The following is an 18,040-nucleotide window of genomic DNA, read 5'->3' on the forward strand; positions in this document are numbered from 1 at the left end:
GATCATCGCGAAAAAGCTTGTAAGGCAAGCGATTCAATTGCGACGGATGCGGAAAACGAGTATTGCGACGAGGCAGAGTCCGAGCACCAACTCGCACCAGAAGAAGGACAGGTAATCGGTGAGCGCACCGACGGCCGGTGCGTTGGGCATCGAGTTGCGGACTGCCGAAAACGAGAACAGAAGAACACCGAGGAATGAGATCAATGTGCCGTCGATCGGCCTATCGCTGCGAATCTGGTTCGCTGTGAGCAGCACCGACAGGATCGTCAACGCCCACATAAGCAATACGATGAATACCGCGAAGATCCATGTGGAAGGCGCGCGTCCCACGCTGATCGATAGGTCATTGCCTTCGTTCAGTTCCCGAGGCGGGTTGCCAATGCTGATGCTGTAGCCGTGCACCGACCCGCCGGCGATCAGCACCGTGGGGACGGGGGAACCGTCTGCGGCCAGGATGCGCACACTAAAAAGCGCGGTATATCTATCGAATGGGTACTGGCTGACGTCGTCGCCGGACGCGAGCGCGACGGGCAGCGTTTGCGATGTCATCAGCCCGCCCGCAGTGAACGATTGGTCAACCAAACCCGCGCCGCCGACTGCGACGACTCGCGCGTTCTTGGCCAGGAAGACCCCGTCCTGTGCGAAGCGTCCCCTCGGCTCGAATTCGAGCCCGACCACCAACTGGTCATCGGCTGGAGTGATTTTTTGGATGTCGGCATGGATGCGGATGCCGTCGCTTAGGTTTCTATCGCCATTTACACCCGACGCGTGGCCAGCCTGCTCGAACGACACGGCGGTGATGGTCAAGACGGCCAGGAACACGGTTGCTGCCAGCAGTAGCAGCGGACGTCGGCGATGCGGTACCGAAATCGGTTTGACGTCTGTGTCGACAGCCATGGCCACACCGTAAACGAGTGAACCCGAGCGGGAGTGCCGACGATTGAACGACGGCTGAACAGCTCGGAACTAGTCGAGGTAGTCGCGCAGCACCTGGGAGCGGCTGGGATGGCGCAGCTTCGACATCGTCTTGGACTCGATCTGGCGGATGCGCTCACGGGTCACGCCGTAAACCTGCCCGATCTCGTCCAGGGTGCGGGGCTGGCCGTCGGTGAGCCCGAAACGTAGCCGTACTACGCCCGCCTCGCGCTCCGACAGCGTCTCCAGCACCGACTGCAGCTGGTCTTGCAGCAGCGTGAACGACACGGCGTCCACGGCCACCACGGCCTCGCTGTCCTCGATGAAATCGCCCAGCTGGCTGTCGCCCTCGTCGCCGATCGTCTGGTCCAGCGAGATCGGCTCGCGGGCGTATTGCTGGATCTCCAGCACCTTTTCGGGCGTGATGTCCATTTCCTTGGCCAGCTCCTCAGGCGTGGGCTCGCGGCCCAGGTCCTGCAGCAGCTCGCGCTGGATACGACCCAGCTTGTTGATGACCTCGACCATGTGCACCGGGATACGGATGGTGCGTGCCTGGTCGGCCATGGCGCGGGTGATGGCCTGACGGATCCACCACGTCGCGTACGTGGAGAACTTGTAACCCTTGGTGTAGTCGAACTTCTCGACCGCGCGGATCAGACCCAGGTTTCCTTCCTGGATCAGGTCGAGGAAGGCCATGCCCCGGCCCGTGTATCGCTTGGCCAGCGACACCACCAGCCGCAGGTTGGCTTCCAGCAGATGGTTCTTCGCGCGGTCGCCGTCGCGGCAGATCCACACCATGTCGCGGCGCTGGGCGGCGGGCAGTTTGTCGCCGCGCTCGGTCAGCTCGGTCATCAGCTGCGTGGCGTACAGCCCGGCCTCGATCCGCTTGGCCAGCTCAACCTCTTCCTCGGCGTTGAGCAGCGCGACCTTACCGATCTGCTTGAGGTAGGCGCGAACCGAGTCGGCGGAGGCCGTCAGCTCCGCGTCCTTGCGGGCCTGCCGCAACGCCTCGGACTCGTCTTCGTCCCACACGAAATCGCCGGAGGCCTTGTCCTTTTCGCTGGGCTCGGCGATATCCTCGTCGTCCTCTGCCGCGGGCGCGGCGGCCTTGACGGGCTTGGCCACGACCTCTTCCTCGCCCTCGACCCCGACCACCTCGGTGTCACCCTCGGCCTCGCCGGGCTCTTCGCCGTCGGACGCTACGTCCTCCTCGAGGTCGTCGAGGCTCAGGTCGGTGTCGATGTCGAGGTCTTCGCCGGGCTCAACCTCGAGGTCGGGTTCGCTGTCCAGATCCTCGACGGCTCCGTCGGAATCCAGAACCTCGGGATCCGCCGGCCCACCCTTGGCGGCTTTGGTTCCGCGCGCCGATGGCGCCTTGGCGCCGGCGCCCTTGGCCGCTGCGCGGGCCTTCTTGGGATCGGCGGCCGTGTCGGCCTCGGACGTGGACGGTGATGCTGTCTTGGCGGCCCGCTTCGCGGGCGCCGAGCCGTTGGCAGCCTTGGCCGCCGGTCGCTTCGCGGGGGACGACGGAGACTTCGTGGCGGTGCGTTTCACCGGCCCATCCGTTGCCGGGCTTGCTTTCGTCGCTGCCACTTACACCCCTTCGTTTGGGCTCACTCTCGGTGGGTAATGGGCATGGTTAACCGAAAGTGTCTGCTATGTCGATGTCGGCGTTGGTATCAGCGTGAGTAGTTGCACGCTATCGGTTGGGCGTTCGCCGAAGACCATTGTAACGACAGTGCGGGGTCCTACGGCTCTGCCGGGCAAAATCAGTGAGTCACGTCCGAGGTGGCGGCCATGGCCGCGCCGACGATCCCGGCGGTGTTGAGCAGGGCCGCGGCCACCACCGGGGTGCGGTTTGTCAGCAGCGGCACCCATTTGTCGGCCTTGCGGCTGATGCCGCCCCCCGCGATGAACAGATCCGGCCACACCGCGTTCTCGATGCTCACCAGCACCTTGGTCACCTGCTTGGCCCACTTTTCGTAGGACCAGTCGTTCTTCTCCTTCACCGAGGACGCCGCCCGCTGCTCGGCCTCCTTGCCGCCGACCTCGAGATGGCCGAACTCGGTGTTGGGGATCAGCGTTCCGTTGTGGATCACCGCGGAGCCGATCCCGGTGCCGAAAGTCAGCAACACCACCAGCCCCGACTGGCCCTTGCCCGCGCCGTAATGCTCCTCGGCCAGCCCGGCCGCGTCGGCGTCATTGAGGACGATGACGTCCTGACCGTCCAGCTCGGCGCTGATGATGTCGCGCGCGTTGCTGCCGATCCACGCCTTGTCCACGTTGGCCGCCGTCTGTACGACGCCGTGCGTCACGACGCCGGGATAGGTCACTCCCAGCGGGCCGGTCCACCCGAAGGCGTTGACCACCTCGGCGATGGTCTTGGCGACCGCCGAGGGCGTCGCGGGCTGGGGGGTCAGCAGCTTGACCCGCTCGCCGACCAACTGCCCGGTGTCCATGTCGACGATGCCGCCCTTGATGCCACTGCCGCCGACGTCGATGCCGAATCCGCGACGCCGTGGCCCGCCGTCGCCGGCGGCGGTGCCGGGCGTATCCGTGGTCGAGGCGGTGCTGGTCATCGAATCTCCTCGGCGTGACTGAGCTGTCCGCTCACCTTAACGCCGCGACGGTGCGGCCCGCGGCGCCTGCGCGACGGTGGCGACTGTGATCCGATAGACCGGTGACCCCTTCCGATGACGAGCTCGTCCGGCTGCGCTCGGTCGCCGAAACCTTGGCCGCTGACGCCGCCGCATTCGTGAGGCGTCGGCGGGCAGAGGTTTTCGGCACCGACGCGGGCAGTGACGACAGCGGCGCGGTGCGATCGAAGAGCACCCCGACCGATCCGGTGACCGTGGTCGACACCGAAACGGAACGGCTGTTGCGCGACCGATTGGCCGAATTACGGCCTGGGGACCCAATTCTCGGCGAGGAAGGCGGCGGGCCTGCCGATCCGGCGGGCACGCCGGCCGGATCGGTCACCTGGGTGCTCGATCCCATCGACGGCACAGTGAATTTCGTCTACGGCATCCCCGCCTATGCCGTGTCCGTCGGTGCACAGGTCAACGGCGAATCGGTGGCCGGGGCGGTCGCCGACGTCGTCGGAAACCGGGTGTACTCGGCGGCCCTCGGCCTGGGTGCGCATGTCACCGACGACGAAGGGACGCATCCGTTGCAGAGCGCCGCCGTCGACGATTTGTCGATGGCGTTGCTGGGCACCGGTTTCGGCTATTCGCGGCAGCGCCGCGCGGCGCAGGCGGCGCTGCTGGCACGCATGCTGCCGGTGGTCCGCGACGTTCGTCGCATCGGCTCGGCGGCACTGGATCTGTGCATGGTCGCCTCGGGCCGGCTCGACGCCTTTTACGAGCACGGCCTGCAGGTGTGGGATCGCGCCGCGGGTGCGCTGATCGCCGCGGAGGCCGGGGCCCGGGTGGTGCTGCCCGCACCCGGCGTGGCCGGGGCGGGCCTGGCGCTGGCCGCCGCGCCCGGAATCGCCGACGAACTTTTGGCCGTCCTGGAGCGCTTCAACGGCCTGGACCCGATCCTGGATTGACCGCCCGCGTCAGCAGCTGCTGGCGTGAATCTTGGCCAGCAAGGTGGGGTCCGAGGGCTCGGTGGCGCCGGGGCGCAGGGTGGCGAGCACGGCGTCGATGTCGTCGTTGTGCGCCAACGCGTTGAAGTCGGTCCCCAGGGACAGGTCGACGGAGTCGTCGGCGCGGTTGTCGTTGAACAGTTCGGTGCACGGCGCCACCAGCCACACGGCGGCCGCGGTGGCCTGCCCGGCGGTGCCGAAACGGATTTGACCCTGACAGGTGAGTCTGGTGCCCGCGTAGAGGGGGTCGTTGGCGGCGGTCGGTTGCGCGAAGCCGAGGTCTTTCATGGCCCCGGCCACGTCGCCGGCCTGGCCGCCCCGGCCGCTGGCGTTGAGGACGCGAACTTTGGTGTCCGCGAGTTTGGCGGGTGTGACGTCCATCATGGCGCTGCGCGACACCTGCTCACCCAGCTGGGCCGGTGCCGACCCGGTCGACTGCGGCGGGGGATTGCACACCACGGCCTCGTGCACTTTGGCGGGTCGCGTCAGCGCCACCGTCCAGATCCCGCCGGTAACCACTGCGAGAAGAATCACCACGACGATCGCGGGCCGGGGGTTGCGCCGCCGAAAGGGCCGACCGTGCTTGTCAAAAGCTGTACCCTCGGTGATTTGCGTGACCACAGCTGCACTCTAAACCCACTGTTCAGAGACGAGCGCAAGGGTAAAAATGGCGGTGTGATGTAAATCACACCTTAATGGACCGCGATACGGGCACGAATCGTTTGGTGGATGCGTTCGACGCTGGTACAAAGCGATGCTTGGATAACGAGGGCATGTGAGGGGACAGGGCAATGCCTACCGACTATGACGCTCCACGGCGTACCGAGACCGACGACGTTTCGGAGGACTCGCTGGAGGAGCTCAAAGCGCGACGGAACGAGGCGGCTTCGGCCGTCGTCGATGTCGACGAATCTGAATCCGCTGAGAACTTTGAACTGCCCGGTGCCGACCTGTCTGGTGAAGAACTGTCGGTGCGCGTGGTTCCGAAGCAGGCCGACGAGTTCACCTGTTCGAGCTGCTTCCTGGTGCAACACCGCAGCCGCCTGGCCAGCGAGAAGAACGGCGTGATGATCTGTACCGACTGCGCGGCCTGATAGCTGCGCTCACCGTGTCAGGGCCGACAGCACCCGTTCGGGGTGACGGCAGCTCACCAGCCAGTACGGCGTCGGATCGTCCGGGTCGTCGAGTACCGCCAGGATCATCGGCCCCACCCATGCCCTATGTAGGACGTACGCCGCCGGGTCGAGCTGGCGGCCCAGCGCGGCGGACTTGGCCGACGGCGCTATCTGCGCGGACCGGGCGATCACGGTGACCGGCAGATGTGCCTGTCCGGCCCACAGCTGCACGTCGCCCGGCACCGATGGGTCGGCGGTGACCCGGATCTCGATGCGGCCCAGCCACACCAGCGCCGCGGCCGCCACCGCGAACAGCGTTGCGTACGGCCACCAGGACGATTGGCGGGTGACGCCCATGTTGAACTCGAACGCGATGATGCCCGCCAGCGCGAAGGCCGGTGGCCACCACCACCACGGAACCCACAATCGTTCGCGATACCGCACGTTGTGCGGCGCGACGCGCGTATCGGACACGCAGTCAAGGGTAGTCTGTGGCCCCGTGTCGACCAGTCTGGCCATCGTCCGCCTTGACCCCGATCTTCCGCTGCCCGGCCGCGCCCACGAAGGCGACGCCGGCATCGATCTCTACAGCGCGGAAGACGTCAAACTGGAACCCGGGCGACGCGCCCTGGTGCGAACGGGGGTCGCGGTCGCCATCCCGTTCGGCATGGTCGGCTTGGTGCATCCACGGTCGGGACTGGCTGCGCGAGTTGGACTTTCGATCGTCAACAGTCCGGGTACGATCGACGCGGGCTATCGCGGCGAGATCAAGGTTGCGCTGATCAACCTGGACCCGACCGAGCCGATCGTGGTGCACCGCGGCGATCGCATCGCCCAGTTGTTGGTGCAGCGAGTCGAATTGATGGAGTTGGTCGAGGTGTCGTCGTTCGACGAGGCCGGGCTGGCCGAAACCTCCCGTGGCGATGGTGGTCACGGTTCCTCCGGCGGACATGCGAGTTTGTGATGCGCCGGCGACGATGCAGAGCAAGGCGATGAGAAGGAGCGGCGCTGATGGCTGCATTCGGTAAACGCACACCCAAAGACGACGACGCCTCCGGCGCCGGCACGCCGACGGCGGGCGACGTCGCGGCCCGCGATGCCGACGAGCAGGCCCCCGAAGATCTCGAGGGCCCGTTCGACATCGAGGACTTCGACGACCCGGCGGTGGCGGAACTGGCCCGGCTCGACCTGGGCTCGGTGCTCATTCCCATGCCTGAGGCCGGTCAGTTGCAGGTCGAGCTGACCGAAACCGGTGTGCCGAGCGCGGTCTGGGTCGTCACCCCCAACGGTCGGTTCACCATCGCCGCCTATGCCGCGCCCAAGACGGGCGGCCTGTGGCGTGAAGTGGCCGGCGAACTCGCCGAGTCGCTGCGCAACGACTCGGCCCAGGTCAGCATCAAGGACGGCCCGTGGGGTCGCGAGGTGGTGGGCACCGCCACCGGCGTGGTGCGCTTCATCGGCGTCGACGGCTATCGCTGGATGATCCGCTGCGTCATCAACGGTGCGCACGAGACGATGGAAGCCCTGGAGCAGGAGGCGCGAGCTGCCTTGGCGGACACGGTGGTTCGGCGCGGCGAGACACCGCTTCCGGTGCGGACGCCGCTGACCGTGCAGCTGCCCGAGCCGATGGCCCAGCAGCTGCGCGAAGCCGCCGCCGCGCAACAGGCCGCGCAGCAGGGCGAGGCCCAGCAGGCCGAGGGGCCACAGGAACCGTCCAACGAGCCGGCCGCGCGCCGCAGCGTCGACGGGTCGGCCATGCAGCAGCTGCGCACCACCACGGGCGGCTGACCGGCTACAGGTCGGCCAGCGCGCTCAGGCAGGCCGCACCCAGGGCCGCGGGATCCGCCCCGATCTGATCCAGCGTCACCGTCCGCAGTGCCGCGCGGGGTGCGGCAGCGACCCAGTCGATCCCGGCCTGCAACGGGTGGATCGGATCGTCGACCGCGGATGCCACGCCCAGCGGCGCGGCGAGCCCGGACAGCTCGTCACAGCTCGGCGCGACGTAGGCGGCGGCTTCTTCCATGGCATCGGGCAGATGTGGCCATTGGGCGCCCCATGACCGGGTCAGCTCGTCGGCCAGCCAGGGCGGGCTCGATGCCCGCATCTGGGTCGTGGTCACCGCCAGCCCGTCGGCGCGCAGTTGTGACGCCGAATACCGCGCCGCCAGGGCCGCGGGCGCTGTCCCGGGCGCGCCCGCCCACGCCGGCAGTGCGGCCAGCACCGCGACGGTCCGGTCGGGATGGGCCAACGCCCAGGCGGCCGCCACCGCGGCGCCGATCGAGACGCCGCCCACAGCGATCGGCCCCTCGCGCGCCGCGCCGTCCAGCGCCGCCAGGTAGCCCTCGATCAGCCGGTCGGGGCGCGGCGCCGGGGTCTTCAGCAACGCGCCGGCCGCGGCTAAGGGGCGGGAAAACGCCCGGTGAACATAGTCGTCGTCGGAGCCGGTTCCGGGCAACAACACCGTCGTGACACCGCTGAGATCGACCACCACCTCTTGATAGTGCCCCGCCGTTCACGGGCCCTCCAACACGACGTTTGAGTCGGTTGGCGCTGGGGAACCAAGAGGTCTACGGTGTCCGTTGGCATATATGGAAGCGTCGAGGCTTATCAGCATTGTCAGGAGTGGCCATGGGGGCCCAAGGGTATCTGCGCCGGCTCACCCGTCGGTTGACGGAGGATCCGGAGCAACTCGACTCGGAGGAACTATCCGACGAGGTCGCAAGCACCGGAGCGCAACGCGCGATTGATTGCCAGCGTGGCCAGGAGGTCACGATGGTGGGCACGCTGCGCAGCGTCGAGTGCAACGGGAGGGCCTGCGCCGGCGGAGTACGCGCCGAATTGTTCGACGGCAGCGACACCGTCACGCTCGTATGGCTGGGACAACGCCGCATTCCGGGTATCGACTCGGGCCGCACTCTGCGAGTGCGTGGACGCCTCGGCAAGCTGGAGAACGGAACCAAGGCGATCTACAACCCGCACTACGAAATTCAGCGGTGACCGATCCCGAAGATGCGCGGGTGACCCCGCGGGAGTCGGGCTCGTCGGAACAAATGACCACTAACCGCATCAACCCGGAACGTCTGCTGGCACAGGCAGGCGGGATCAGCGGTGTCATCTACTCGTCGCTGCCGGTGGTGGTCTTCGTCATCGTGTCGAGCGTGTCGGGACTGGTCCCCGCGATCGTGGCCGCGCTGGGGGTGGCCGCACTGGTCATGGTGTGGCGGCTCGTTCGGCGCGAATCACCGCAGCCGGCGTTCTCCGGCTTTTTCGGTGTCGCGCTGTGCGCGCTGATCGCCTATGTGTTGGGCGAGTCCAAGGGTTACTTCCTGCTGGGCATCTGGATGTCGTTGGTGTGGGCGGTGGTTGTCGCGGCGTCGGTGCTGATCCGCCGGCCACTGGTCGGCTACGCGTGGGGCTGGGCCACCGGCCGCGGTGATGGCTGGCGCCGGGTACCGCGGGCCGTGTATGCGTTCGACGTCGCATCGCTGGGTTGGGTGCTGGTGTTCGCCGCGCGGTTCGTGGTTCAAGGGCTGCTGTATGACGCCGATCGGACCGGTTGGCTGGCGACGGCGCGGATCGGGATGGGCTGGCCGCTTACCGCGCTCGCCGCGTTGGCCACGTATGCGGCGATCAAGTCGGCGCAACGGGCCATGGCCGCCGCCGATGCCCCCACGGTGGAAATGGAACCCGGCGCCGTCACCGACTGATCAGTCGGCGCCCGGACTGTGGCTACCCAGTAGCAGCTTCTGCAGATCCTCTTCCGCCTCGGCGATGGCGACGAACAACAGCTCGTCGCCGCCTTCCAGTGGCTCGTCCTCCTCGGGCACGATCACTCGCGGGCCGCGCAGGATCGTCACCAGCGAGGTGTTCCGCGGCAGCTGCAGCTTGCGCACCGGCTTGCCGCCCCACGGCGTGTCGTCGGGCAGGGTGATCTCGACGAGGTTGGCCTGGCCCTTGCGGAATTCCATCAGGCGCACCAGATCGCCGACGGCGACGGCCTCTTCGATGAGTGAGGCCAGCATGCGCGGCGTCGACACCGCGACGTCGACCCCCCACGCGTCGGTGAACAGCCATTCGTTGCGGGGATCGTTGACGCGGGCCACCACCCGCGGCACCGCGAATTCCGTTTTGGCCAAGAGGCTTAGCACGACGTTGGCCTTGTCATCGCCGGTCGCGGCCACTACCACGTCGAACTCCTGCAGGTGCACCGACTCCAGCAGGCTCAGTTCGCAGGCGTCGCCCAGCCGCCAGTGCGCGGCCGGGATGGCGTCGACGTCGACGTGATCGGGGTTGCGTTCGATCAGCGTCACATCGTGGCCATTGCCGATGAGTTCCCGGGTGACCGAGCGGCCGACCGCGCCGGCGCCGGCAACAGCTACCTTCATGTGCGCCGCTCCTCGTACCCGGCCCGCACAGGCGAGCCGGCTCCTTCGTCGTCGGCGGTCTTCATGGGCGCCGTCTCCTCAAAAAACCAGTCGCTCGAATTCATCACAGGTCTTCACTGGGTGGTAGCGCGGCGATGGCCACCGCCTCGGCGGCGCGGCCGGAGATCGCGGCGACATAGACCTGGTCGCCGGCCTGGATCACCGATTTGGGCTCCGGCAGCACGCCGGCGCCGAAACGGATCAGAAACGCGACCCGGGCTCCGGTGGCCTGCTCGAGGTCGGTGACCCGATGCCCGATCCAGTCCTCGTGCAAGACGACCTCGGACACGGCGACGGTGCCGGTCGGATCACGCCACTTGGCCGTCTCCGTCTCGCGCAGCAACGCGTTGAGCAGGCGGTCGGTGGTCCAGGGCACGGTCGCGATGGTGGGAATGCCCAGACGCTCGTACACCTCGGCGCGCTTGGCGTCGTAGATGCGGGCCACCACCCGCTTGACGCCGAATGTCTCCCGCGCCAGCCGCGCGGAGATGATGTTGGAGTTGTCGCCGGACGACACCGCGGCGAACGCGTCCGCTTCCTCGATACGGGCCCTCAGCAGTACATCTCGGTCGAATCCCTGCCCCAGCACCCGCTCGCCGGCGTATTCGGGGCTGAGCCGGTTGAAGGCGGTGCTGTCACGGTCGATGACCGCGACGTCGTGACCGATGCGGGAGAGCCCGTCGGCGACCGATGAACCGACCCGGCCGCAGCCCATCACCACTACTCGCAACTTGAGGTCCTCTCGGCCGTGTCAACCGGCAACCCACGTCGGCCAGCCGTTTCGGTCGGCGAACATTCTCCTACGAACGCTACCGCCAAACCCGTCTGGGCTTACTCTTGGCTCTCGTGTCCAAACTTTCAACCGCCACCCGTCGGTTGCTTATCGGTCGGCCGTTTCGCAGCGACCGGTTGAGTCACACGCTGCTACCCAAGCGGATCGCCTTGCCGGTGTTCGCCTCCGACGCGCTGTCCTCGGTTGCGTATGCACCCGAGGAGGTCTTCCTGATGCTCTCGGTGGCCGGGGTGACGGCGTACGCGCTGACGCCGTGGATCGGGCTCGCGGTGGCCGCGGTGATGCTGGTGGTGGTGGCCAGCTACCGCCAGAACGTCCATGCCTACCCGTCCGGCGGCGGCGACTACGAGGTGGTCACCACCAATCTCGGCGACACCGCCGGCCTGGTGGTAGCCAGTGCGCTGATGGTGGATTACGTTCTGACCGTTGCGGTTTCGACGGCGTCGGCGATGGCGAACATCGGCTCGGCGATCCCGGTCGTGGCCGAGCACAAGGTGTTCTTCTGTGTGGTGTCCATCCTGGTGGTGATGGCGCTGAACTTGCGCGGGGTACGCGAGTCCGGGCTGGCCTTCGCCATCCCGACCTATGCGTTCATCGTCGGTGTCCTCGTCATGATCGGCTGGGGTCTGTTCCGCATCTTCGTGTTGGGCAATCCGCTGCGGGCCGAGTCGGCCGGTTTCCAGATGCACGCCGAGCACGGCCAGGTCGTCGGTTTCGCCTTGGCGTTCTTGGTGGCGCGGTCGTTTTCCTCGGGGTGTGCGGCGCTGACGGGTGTCGAGGCGATCAGCAACGGGGTGCCGGCCTTTCAGAAACCCAAGTCGCGCAACGCGGCGACCACCCTGCTGATGCTGGGCGGCATCGCGGTGACCCTGCTGATGGGCATCATCGTGCTGGCCGAGAAGATCGGGGTTCAGCTCGTCGAGGATCCCGCGACGCAGCTGGGCGGGGCGCCGAAGGGCTACTACCAGAAGACCCTGGTCACCCAGCTGGCGCAAACGGTGTTCGGCAGCTTCCACATCGGGTTCCTGCTGATCGCCACGGTGACCGCGCTCATCCTGGTGCTGGCGGCCAACACCGCGTTCAACGGCTTCCCGGTGCTCGGCTCGATCCTGGCGCAGCACAGCTACCTGCCGCGCCAATTGCACACCCGCGGAGACCGATTGGCGTTCTCCAACGGAATCCTGTTCCTATCCGGGGCGGCGCTGCTGGCGATCATCGCGTTCCGCGGTGAGGTCACCGCCTTGATTCAGCTGTACATCGTCGGGGTGTTCATTTCGTTCACGCTGAGTCAGATCGGCATGGTCCGGCACTGGACCCGGTTGCTGCGCACCGAAACCGATCCTCGGGTGCGGCGCAAGATGATGCGCTCGCGGGTGGTCAACACGGTCGGATTGCTGTCCACCGGCACGGTGCTGTTGGTGGTGCTGGTGACCAAGTTCGCAGCCGGGGCGTGGATTGCCCTGTTCGCGATGAGCGTGCTGTTCGGAATCATGAAAATGATTCACCGGCACTACAACACCGTGAACCGCGAATTGGAGGAGCAGGCCGCCGCCCAGGATGACGTGGTGCTGCCCAGCCGCAATCACGCCGTGGTGCTGGTGTCGAAACTGCACCTGCCGACCCTGCGTGCCCTGGCGTACGCCAGGGCGACCCGGCCCGATGTCCTCGAGGCGATAACGGTCAGCGTCGATGATGGGGAAACCCGCGAGCTGGTGCACAAGTGGGAAGAAAGCGATATCAGCGTCCCGCTCAAGGTCATCGCCTCGCCCTACCGCGAAGTCACCCGTCCCGTCTTGGAGTACGTCAAACGGGCCAGGGAAGAGTCGCCGCGAACTGTGGTGACGGTGTTCATCCCCGAGTACGTGGTGGGCCACTGGTGGGAGCAGGTGTTGCACAACCAGAGCGCTCTTCGGCTCAAGGGAAGGCTGCTGTTCATGCCGGGCGTCATGGTGACTTCGGTTCCGTGGCAATTGAGTTCGTCGGAACGGCGGAAAACCTTGCAGCCGCATGTGGCACCGGGTGACGCTCGTCGGGGAATCTTCGATTGACCCGCGAATCGACCCGCGCACCGCGCGCGGCGGCGCCCCCGGTGGGGGAGCTGACCTTGACTACCGGGGCCCCGGCCAACGGCGGCAGCTGCGTCGCGCATCACGAAGGGCGCGTCGTGTTCGTCCGGTATGCGCTGCCCGGCGAGCGGGTGCGGGTGCGGGTCACCGCGGATCGCGGATCCTATTGGCACGCAGAGGTTATCGAGGTCATCGACGCGGCGCCCGGCCGCGTCGCGTCGCTGTGCCCCATCGCCGGGGTGGACGGTGCCGGGTGTTGCGACCTGGCGTTCGCCGTCCCGGAGGTGGCCCGCGCGCTCAAGGCCGAGGTCGTGGCCAATCAGCTCGAGCGCCTCGGCGGGCATCGCTGGAACGGTGAGGCCGAGCCGCTGGCGGATTCCGCGCCGACGGGGTGGCGCACTCGCGTTCGGCTCGACGTGGGCCCCGACCGTCGTCCCGGCCTTCACCGCTACCACAGCGAGGATTTGGTCACCGACTTGCGCTGTGCGCAGCTGCCGGCCGGCATGCTCGACGGGATTTCCGACATCGAGTGGCCCCCGGCGGCCCAGCTGCACGTGGCCCTCGACGACGACGGCGTGCGCCACGTGGTGCGCACGCTGCGGCAGGGCAGACACACCGCGACCAAGGTGATCCAGGGCCGCTACGAGGCGGTGCAGCGGGTTGCGGGGCGCAGCTGGCAGGTGCCCGTGACCGCCTTCTGGCAGGCGCACCGCGACGCCGCGGGCGTGTACAGCGGTCTGGTCGCCGACTGGGCGCAGCTCGGAACCGGCATGCGAGCGTGGGACTTGTACGGCGGCGCAGGGGTTTTCGCCGCGGTGCTCGGCGATGCCGTCGGGCCCTCCGGGCGGGTGTTGAGCGTCGACACCTCGCGCGGGTCAACCCGGGCCGCGCGGGCCGCGCTGGCCGATCTGACCCAGGTGCAGATCGTCACCGACTCGGTGCGTCGCGTGTTGGCGACGCAACGGGAGCGCGCCGATGTGGCCGTGCTGGATCCGCCACGTGCGGGGGCCGGACGCGAGGTCATCGATCTGCTCACCGCCGCCGAGGTCCCGCGGGTAGTGCACATCGGTTGTGAGGCAGCCTCTTTCGCACGCGACATCGGGATCTACCGCGCGCATGGTTACACCGTCGAGAACATCAACGTGTTCGACGCGTTCCCGCTGACCCATCACGCCGAATGCGTTGCGCTGCTGACCCGTTGAAAAACCGCGCCTAGGCGAACACGAAATATCGCAACCACAGGTAGAGCGCAGACAGCGCGGCCGAGATCGCGGTGACCACCATGCCTTTGCGGGTGAATTCCCAGAAGGAGATGGGACTGTCAGCGCGCCGGGCGATTCCGAGGATGACGACGTTGGCACTTGCTCCGACGGCGGTGAGGTTGCCGCCGAAGTCGGTGCCCAACGCCAGGGCCCACCACAACACGCCCGGGTTGACGTGGTCGTTCAGGGCCGGAATCAAATCGGCGACGATCGGTGCCATTGTCGCGGCATAGGGAACATTGTTGACGATCCCACTGACCAGTAGCGACGCCGCGAGAATCACCATCGTTGCGACCAAGGTGTTGCCGGCGGTGGCGGTGACCGCCACGTGCGCGAGCTGTTTGACGACACCCGTCTTCACCAGGGCACCGACCATGATGAACAGACCCGCAAAGAACAGCAGGGTGTCCCACTCGACACTGGACAGGTAATCGGAATGGTCCAGCTTGGACACCACGACCAGGATGCCGGCGCCCAACAGCGCCACCACCGAGGGATCCATATGCAGGGGCGAGTGGGCGACGAACGCCGCAAACACCGCCACCAGGACCGCGCCGCACGTGATCAGCAGCCGGGGATCGCGGATCGCCTCGCGCTCTTCCAACGACATGACGTCGGCGACGCGTTCGGGGTCGACGGTGAAGGCACCGGGAAACAGGCGGGGCAGCAACAGGATCAAGACGACCATCACGATGGCCACGATGGGCGCCAGATGGATCAGGAAGTCGTTGAAGGACAGTCCGCCCTTGCTGGCGATGATGATGTTGGGTGGGTCGCCGACCAATGTCGCCGTGCCGCCGATGTTCGACGCGAAGGCCTCGGCCATCAAAAACGGCGCCGCGTTGATCGCCAGACGGTCACACACCAACAGCGTCACCGGCGCGATGAGCAGTACCGTCGTGACGTTGTCCAGCAGTGCCGACGCGACCGCGGTAACCGCCACCAACAGGATCATGACTCGCAGTGGGGAGCCACGGGCGCGTTTGGCCGACCAGATCGCGACGTACTCGAACACACCGGTCTGGCGCAGCACGCTGACGATGATCATCATGCCGAAGAGCAAAAAGATGACATCCCAGTCGATTCCGGTGTTTTGGGAGTAGAAGATGTCTTCGGATCTGATGATGGGCAACAAGACGACGATCGCGGCGCCCGTCAGCGCCACCAACGTCTTGTTGATGCGGTCGCTGGCTATCAGGACATAGGCGACCAGAAACACGACAGTCGCGATGACGCTCATAGCTCGACCCGCGGCCGCAGACCTTTGATCGCAAAATTGTTTGAAATCAAGGCCTCAGCGCCGCCCCGAGCACGCGCGACGCGGTGATCACTCCAATGAGCTTGCGGTCCTTGACCACCGCGACCAGCGGGCTGCGCAGTCGGGCCATCAGCGCCGCCACTTCGATGATGGTGTCGTCGGCTTTGGCCGGCGGTATGTTCACCAGGTGGTCGGGCAGCACGTCGCGGACCTTTTTGCCGCTTAACTTCTCCGCGCAGCGGTCCGCCATCGATTCGTCGAGGACGCCGGCCAGTGAGGGATCGTCCTGTACGTAGCGGGGCACGATGAATCGGACCACCTGGGAAGCGGGGAGCACCGCGTAGGGACTCCCGGAGGGGTCGGTGACCAACAGGCCGGGCAACCGATGCTCAGCGAGCATCCGCGCCGCGGCCAGCGCCTCCGTATCAACGCTGACTACTGGAAAATCCTCGGCGATCTGCTCGGCACGCATGGTGTGACGATACGACCGCGCATCGAGCGTGGCGTGATCGACGTCAGGGCTCATGGCAGCACTCCGGGGTAGGGGACAACTCGGAACTCGTTGCCGACCAGGCTTCCCGGCTCACCGCGACTGAGGTTACCAAAGGGGCGACCGCGGCGAGGGTGACGAATTCCCAACTTCGCCAACCGTGCCATCCGGCGACCGCTGCGTAGACTGACTGGATGCTGGAACAGATCCGCGGGCCCGCAGATCTGCAGTACCTTTCCCAACATCAGCTTCGCGATCTGGCCGCCGAGATTCGCGAGTTCCTGATACACAAGGTCGCTGCCACTGGGGGACACCTGGGGCCCAATCTGGGTGTGGTCGAGTTGACGCTCGCTCTGCACCGGGTGTTCGACTCGCCCCACGATCCGATCATCTTCGACACCGGGCATCAGGCCTACGTCCACAAGATGCTGACGGGCCGTTCGCACGAGTTCGAGAGCCTGCGCAAGAAGGGCGGGCTGTCCGGGTACCCGTCGCGCGCCGAGAGCGAGCACGACTGGGTGGAGTCCAGCCATGCCAGCGCGTCGTTGTCCTACGCCGACGGGCTGGCCAAGGCCTTCGAGCTGAGCGGGCACCGCAACCGTCACGTGGTCGCGGTCATCGGCGACGGCGCGCTCACCGGCGGCATGTGCTGGGAGGCGCTGAACAACATCGCCGCCTCCGGTCGCCCGGTCATCATCGTGGTCAATGACAACGGCCGCAGCTATGCCCCGACGATCGGCGGCGTCGCCGACCATCTCGCCACGCTGCGGCTGCAGCCGGCCTACGAGCAGGCCCTGGAGCGGGGCCGCGACGCGCTGCGCGCGCTGCCGCTGGTCGGCAAGATCGCCTACCGCGTCATGCACAGCGTGAAGGCCGGCATCAAGGATTCGTTGTCACCCCAGCTGTTGTTCACCGATCTGGGGCTGAAGTACGTGGGTCCGGTCGACGGTCACGACGAACGCGCGGTGGAGGCCGCGCTGCGGCACGCCCGCGGCTTCGGGCGGCCGGTGATCGTGCACGTGGTGACCCGCAAGGGGATGGGCTACGCCCCGGCCGAGGACGACGAAGCCGAGCAGATGCATTCCTGCGGCATCATCGACCCGGTCACCGGCCAGGCGACCAAGGTCGCCGGACCGGGCTGGACGGCGACGTTCTCCGACGCGCTCATCGCCTATGCCAGGAAGCGCCGCGACATCGTGGCCATCACCGCGGCCATGCCCGGCCCGACCGGGCTGACCCCGTTCGGGCAGCAGTTCCCGGACCGCCTGTTCGACGTCGGCATCGCCGAGCAACACGCGATGACGTCGGCGGCCGGGCTGGCCATGGGCGGCATGCACCCGGTGGTGGCCATCTATTCGACGTTCCTCAACCGGGCATTCGACCAGATCATGATGGATGTGGCGCTGCACAAGTTGCCCGTCACCATGGTGCTGGACCGGGCGGGGATCACCGGTTCGGACGGCGCCAGCCACAACGGCATGTGGGACCTGTCGATGCTGGGCATCGTGCCCGGCATGCGGGTGGCCGCACCCCGGGATGCCACCCGGTTGCGCGAGGAACTCGGTGAGGCGCTCGACGTCGACGACGGTCCGACCGCGCTGCGCTTCCCCAAGGGCGACGTGGGTGAGGACATCCCGGCGATCGAGCGTCGCGGATCGGGCATCGCGGGTGTCGATGTGCTCGCGCTTCCGGCCGGCGGATGCAACCACGACGTGCTGCTGATCGGCGTCGGCGCGTTCGCGCCGATGGTGCTGGCGGTGGCCAAGCGGCTACAGGACCAGGGGATCGGCGTCACGGTCATCGACCCGCGCTGGGTGCTGCCGGTATCGCAGAACGTCCTGGAACTGGCGGAGCAGCACAAACTCGTCGTCACGTGCGAGGACAACGGTGTCAACGGCGGGGTGGGCTCGGCGGTGTCAGCCGCCCTGCGCCGCGCCGAGATCGACGTTCCGTGCCGCGACGTCGGACTGCCGCAGCGGTTTTACGAGCAGGCCTCCCGCGGTGAGTTGCTGTCGGATCTGGCGCTGACCGATCAGGACGTGGCCCGCCGCATCACCGGTTGGGTCGCCGCGCTGGGCAGCGGTGTTGCCGAGGCGGAGATCCGCGAGCACCTCGACTAGTCCCACTA

The 18,040-nt window shown here is 67.1% G+C and carries 19 protein-coding genes; 9 read left to right on the top strand and 10 right to left on the bottom strand.

All coding sequences use genetic code 11. The annotated features are described in order from the left end of the window. Positions 1–33: 33 nt before the first annotated feature. The 3 genes from A5782_RS23420 to ppgK all read right to left on the bottom strand — a co-directional run bounded on the left by A5782_RS23420 (position 34) and on the right by ppgK (position 3,494). Complete coding sequence (locus tag A5782_RS23420) at positions 34–897, bottom strand: DUF4436 family protein (protein ID WP_156624078.1); 864 nt, start codon at positions 895–897, stop codon at positions 34–36. Positions 898–966: 69 nt separating this feature from the next. Continuing rightward, positions 967–2,508, bottom strand: a complete 1,542-nt coding sequence (locus A5782_RS23425; protein WP_156624079.1) for an RNA polymerase sigma factor — start codon at positions 2,506–2,508, stop codon at positions 967–969. 176 nt (positions 2,509–2,684) lie between these two features. Beyond that, positions 2,685–3,494: a polyphosphate--glucose phosphotransferase gene (gene ppgK, locus A5782_RS23430; RefSeq protein WP_067104561.1), complete on the bottom strand. Its 810-nt coding sequence runs from the start codon at positions 3,492–3,494 to the stop codon at positions 2,685–2,687. Between the two features lie 101 nt (positions 3,495–3,595). Between ppgK and A5782_RS23435 the strand changes: the two genes are divergently transcribed. Beyond that, positions 3,596–4,465, top strand: coding sequence for an inositol monophosphatase family protein (locus A5782_RS23435; protein ID WP_067104563.1), 870 nt, complete (start codon positions 3,596–3,598; stop codon positions 4,463–4,465). A gap of 9 nt (positions 4,466–4,474) precedes the next feature. Here the strand turns inward: A5782_RS23435 and cei are convergent, their stop codons facing one another. After that, positions 4,475–5,125, bottom strand: coding sequence for an envelope integrity protein Cei (gene cei, locus A5782_RS23440; protein WP_067104565.1), 651 nt, complete (start codon positions 5,123–5,125; stop codon positions 4,475–4,477). Between the two features lie 170 nt (positions 5,126–5,295). On the opposite strand from cei, the gene A5782_RS23445 reads away from it, so the two are divergent. After that, a complete protein-coding gene (locus A5782_RS23445; protein WP_008258544.1) occupies positions 5,296–5,598 on the top strand; it encodes a DUF4193 domain-containing protein in 303 nt (100 codons plus the stop codon). Between the two features lie 9 nt (positions 5,599–5,607). On the opposite strand, the gene A5782_RS23450 is transcribed toward A5782_RS23445, so the two are convergent. Further along, positions 5,608–6,093 carry a DUF3093 domain-containing protein gene (locus A5782_RS23450; RefSeq protein ID WP_067104567.1) on the bottom strand — a complete coding sequence of 162 codons (486 nt, stop codon included), beginning with the start codon at positions 6,091–6,093 and terminating at the stop codon, positions 5,608–5,610. Positions 6,094–6,118: 25 nt separating this feature from the next. On the opposite strand from A5782_RS23450, the gene dut reads away from it, so the two are divergent. Together dut and A5782_RS23460 are read left to right on the top strand one after the other, a co-directional pair. Next, entirely contained in the window at positions 6,119–6,583 is a 465-nt protein-coding gene (dut, locus tag A5782_RS23455; RefSeq protein ID WP_067104569.1) for a dUTP diphosphatase, read from the top strand. A 47-nt stretch (positions 6,584–6,630) separates the two neighbouring features. Further along, entirely contained in the window at positions 6,631–7,407 is a 777-nt protein-coding gene (locus A5782_RS23460) for a DUF3710 domain-containing protein (protein ID WP_067104571.1), read from the top strand. 4 nt (positions 7,408–7,411) lie between these two features. Here the strand turns inward: A5782_RS23460 and A5782_RS23465 are convergent, their stop codons facing one another. Further along, on the bottom strand, positions 7,412–8,110 hold the full coding sequence (locus A5782_RS23465) for a hypothetical protein (protein ID WP_067104573.1): 699 nt from the start codon (positions 8,108–8,110) through the stop codon (positions 7,412–7,414). A 137-nt stretch (positions 8,111–8,247) separates the two neighbouring features. Here A5782_RS23465 and A5782_RS23470 point away from each other — a divergent pair, with 137 nt between their 5' ends. Continuing rightward, positions 8,248–8,616 carry an OB-fold nucleic acid binding domain-containing protein gene (locus A5782_RS23470; RefSeq protein ID WP_064951783.1) on the top strand — a complete coding sequence of 123 codons (369 nt, stop codon included), beginning with the start codon at positions 8,248–8,250 and terminating at the stop codon, positions 8,614–8,616. 53 nt (positions 8,617–8,669) lie between these two features. Continuing rightward, on the top strand, positions 8,670–9,326 hold the full coding sequence (locus tag A5782_RS23475) for a DUF3159 domain-containing protein (RefSeq protein WP_067104681.1): 657 nt from the start codon (positions 8,670–8,672) through the stop codon (positions 9,324–9,326). Here A5782_RS23475 and A5782_RS23480 read toward each other — a convergent pair whose 3' ends face one another. After that, on the bottom strand, positions 9,327–10,004 hold the full coding sequence (locus A5782_RS23480; RefSeq protein ID WP_067104575.1) for a TrkA family potassium uptake protein: 678 nt from the start codon (positions 10,002–10,004) through the stop codon (positions 9,327–9,329). Between the two features lie 103 nt (positions 10,005–10,107). Beyond that, on the bottom strand, positions 10,108–10,773 hold the full coding sequence (locus A5782_RS23485; protein ID WP_120312186.1) for a TrkA family potassium uptake protein: 666 nt from the start codon (positions 10,771–10,773) through the stop codon (positions 10,108–10,110). Positions 10,774–10,889: 116 nt separating this feature from the next. Here A5782_RS23485 and A5782_RS23490 point away from each other — a divergent pair, with 116 nt between their 5' ends. Together A5782_RS23490 and A5782_RS23495 are read left to right on the top strand one after the other, a co-directional pair. Continuing rightward, a complete protein-coding gene (locus tag A5782_RS23490; protein WP_067104577.1) occupies positions 10,890–12,884 on the top strand; it encodes an APC family permease in 1,995 nt (664 codons plus the stop codon). Between the two features lie 41 nt (positions 12,885–12,925). Beyond that, a complete protein-coding gene (locus A5782_RS23495) occupies positions 12,926–14,104 on the top strand; it encodes a class I SAM-dependent RNA methyltransferase (RefSeq protein WP_067104579.1) in 1,179 nt (392 codons plus the stop codon). 10 nt (positions 14,105–14,114) lie between these two features. Here A5782_RS23495 and A5782_RS23500 read toward each other — a convergent pair whose 3' ends face one another. Then, complete coding sequence (locus tag A5782_RS23500; protein ID WP_067104581.1) at positions 14,115–15,404, bottom strand: SLC13 family permease; 1,290 nt, start codon at positions 15,402–15,404, stop codon at positions 14,115–14,117. A gap of 46 nt (positions 15,405–15,450) precedes the next feature. Then, a complete protein-coding gene (locus tag A5782_RS23505) occupies positions 15,451–15,894 on the bottom strand; it encodes a CBS domain-containing protein (RefSeq protein WP_067104682.1) in 444 nt (147 codons plus the stop codon). Between the two features lie 212 nt (positions 15,895–16,106). Here A5782_RS23505 and dxs point away from each other — a divergent pair, with 212 nt between their 5' ends. Further along, positions 16,107–18,032: a 1-deoxy-D-xylulose-5-phosphate synthase gene (gene dxs, locus A5782_RS23510; RefSeq protein WP_067104583.1), complete on the top strand. Its 1,926-nt coding sequence runs from the start codon at positions 16,107–16,109 to the stop codon at positions 18,030–18,032. Positions 18,033–18,040: the final 8 nt, after the last annotated feature.

The organism is Mycobacterium sp. 852002-40037_SCH5390672, from assembly GCF_001665875.1.
Lineage (GTDB): Bacteria > Actinomycetota > Actinomycetes > Mycobacteriales > Mycobacteriaceae > Mycobacterium.